This window comes from Streptomyces sp. NPDC007346 (genome assembly GCF_040703535.1).
In the GTDB taxonomy this organism is placed as follows: Bacteria; Actinomycetota; Actinomycetes; order Streptomycetales; family Streptomycetaceae; genus Streptomyces.
On record NZ_JBEYKR010000283.1, the window covers coordinates 1 to 2,169 of the forward strand.

Sequence of the window (2,169 nt, forward strand, 5' to 3'; positions counted from 1 at the left end):
CGCTGAAAATGCCGGCCTTTGAATGGGTTCATGTGCAGCTCCATCAGCAAAAGGGGATGATAAGTTTATCACCACCGACTATTTGCAACAGTGCCGATAAAAATATATCATCATGAACAATAAAACTGTCTGCTTACATAAACAGTAATACAAGGGGTGTTATGAGCCATATTCAACGGGAAACGTCTTGCTCGAGGCCGCGATTAAATTCCAACCTGGATGCTGATTTATATGGGTATAGATGGGCTCGCGATAATGTCGGGCAATCAGGTGCGACAATCTATCGATTGTATGGGAAGCCCAATGCGCCAGAGTTGTTTCTGAAACATGGCAAAGGTAGCGTTGCCAATGATGTTACAGATGAGATGGTCAGACTAAACTGGCTGACGGCATTTATGCCTCTTCCGACCATCAAGCATTTTATCCGTACTCCTGATGATGCATGGTTACTCACCACTGCGATCCCCGGGAAAACAGCATTCCAGGTATTAGAAGAATATCCTGATTCAGGTGAAAATATTGTTGATGCGCTGGCAGTGTTCCTGCGCCGGTTGCATTCGATTCCTGTTTGTAATTGTCCTTTTAACAGCGATCGCGTATTTCGTCTCGCTCAGGCGCAATCACGAATGAATAACGGTTTGGTTGATGCTAGTGATTTTGATGACGAGCGTAATGGCTGGCCTGTTGAACAAGTCTGGAAAGAAATGCATAAGCTTTTGCCATTCTCACCGGATTCAGTCGTCACTCATGGTGATTTCTCACTTGATAACCTTATTTTTGACGAGGGGAAATTAATAGGTTGTATTGATGTTGGACGAGTCGGAATCGCAGACCGATACCAGGATCTTGCCATCCTATGGAACTGCCTCGGTGAGTTTTCTCCTTCATTACAGAAACGGCTTTTTCAAAAATATGGTATTGATAATCCTGATATGAATAAATTGCAGTTTCATTTGATGCTCGATGAGTTTTTCTGATAGTTAGTCTTTGTAGAGACACAAACCTGAAATTCCGGACACCGCGCTTCAGGACATCTCCCTGGACGCCGATATCTGGCAGTATCCGGACGGTACTATCGAACGCCGGGCCAACGGTACTACCCTGCCCTTTATGACTGACGACCGGCTATCTCACCCACGCACTTCTCCCTGAAATTTAGCATCGTCGCGGTTAATGTCGAAAATTTGCCACCTGACGTGGTTGGCATCGAGGGTGAAAACTGCCGTGGCGAGGGTGTTCTCCTCATCCGGATCGTCGGCAGCCAGCCGGTATTCACCGGCATCAATTTTCAGATTGATATCGTGCAGCACCTGGGTGGTGCCGAAATGTTTAGCGACCGCGCTAAATTCGGCACTGTTGCAAAGTTAGCGATGAGGCAGCCTTTTGTCTTATTCAAAGGCCTTACGTTTCAAAAACTCTGCTTACCAGGCGCATTTCGCCCAGGGGATCACCATAATAAAATGCTGAGGCCTGGCCTTTGCGTAGTGCACGCATCACCTCAATACCTTTGATGGTGGCGTAAGCCGTCTTCATGGATTTAAATCCCAGCGTGGCGCCGATTATCCGTTTCAGTTTGCCATGATCGCATTCAATCACGTTGTTCCGGTACTTAATCTGTCGGTGTTCAACGTCAGACGGGCACCGGCCTTCGCGTTTGAGCAGAGCAAGCGCGCGACCATAGGCGGGCGCTTTATCCGTGTTGATGAATCGCGGGATCTGCCACTTCTTCACGTTGTTGAGGATTTTACCCAGAAACCGGTATGCAGCTTTGCTGTTACGACGGGAGGAGAGATAAAAATCGACAGTGCGGCCCCGGCTGTCGACGGCCCGGTACAGATACGCCCAGCGGCCATTGACCTTCACGTAGGTTTCATCCATGTGCCACGGGCAAAGATCGGAAGGGTTACGCCAGTACCAGCGCAGCCGTTTTTCCATTTCAGGCGCATAACGCTGAACCCAGCGGTAAATCGTGGAGTGATCGACATTCACTCCGCGTTCAGCCAGCATCTCCTGCAGCTCACGGTAACTGATGCCGTATTTGCAGTACCAGCGTACGGCCCACAGAATGATGTCACGCTGAAAATGCCGGCCTTTGAATGGGTTCATGTGCAGCTCCATCAGCAAAAGGGGATGATAAGTTTATCACCACCGACTATTTGCAACAGTGCC

General features: G+C 48.7%; 3 protein-coding genes. 1 reads left to right on the forward strand and 2 read right to left on the reverse strand.

What is annotated here, in order from left to right:
- Positions 1-161: 161 nt before the first annotated feature.
- The gene (locus AB0917_RS34005) at positions 162-977 is read left to right on the forward strand and encodes an aminoglycoside O-phosphotransferase APH(3')-Ia (RefSeq protein ID WP_000018326.1); all 816 of its coding nucleotides are present in this window, start codon (positions 162-164) and stop codon (positions 975-977) included.
- 153 nt (positions 978-1,130) lie between these two features.
- Here AB0917_RS34005 and AB0917_RS34010 read toward each other — a convergent pair whose 3' ends face one another.
- Positions 1,131-1,310, reverse strand: coding sequence for a hypothetical protein (locus AB0917_RS34010; RefSeq protein ID WP_000902128.1), 180 nt, complete (start codon positions 1,308-1,310; stop codon positions 1,131-1,133).
- Between the two features lie 91 nt (positions 1,311-1,401).
- Entirely contained in the window at positions 1,402-2,106 is a 705-nt protein-coding gene (locus AB0917_RS34015) for an IS6-like element IS26 family transposase (RefSeq protein ID WP_001067856.1), read from the reverse strand.
- Positions 2,107-2,169 lie beyond the last annotated feature (63 nt).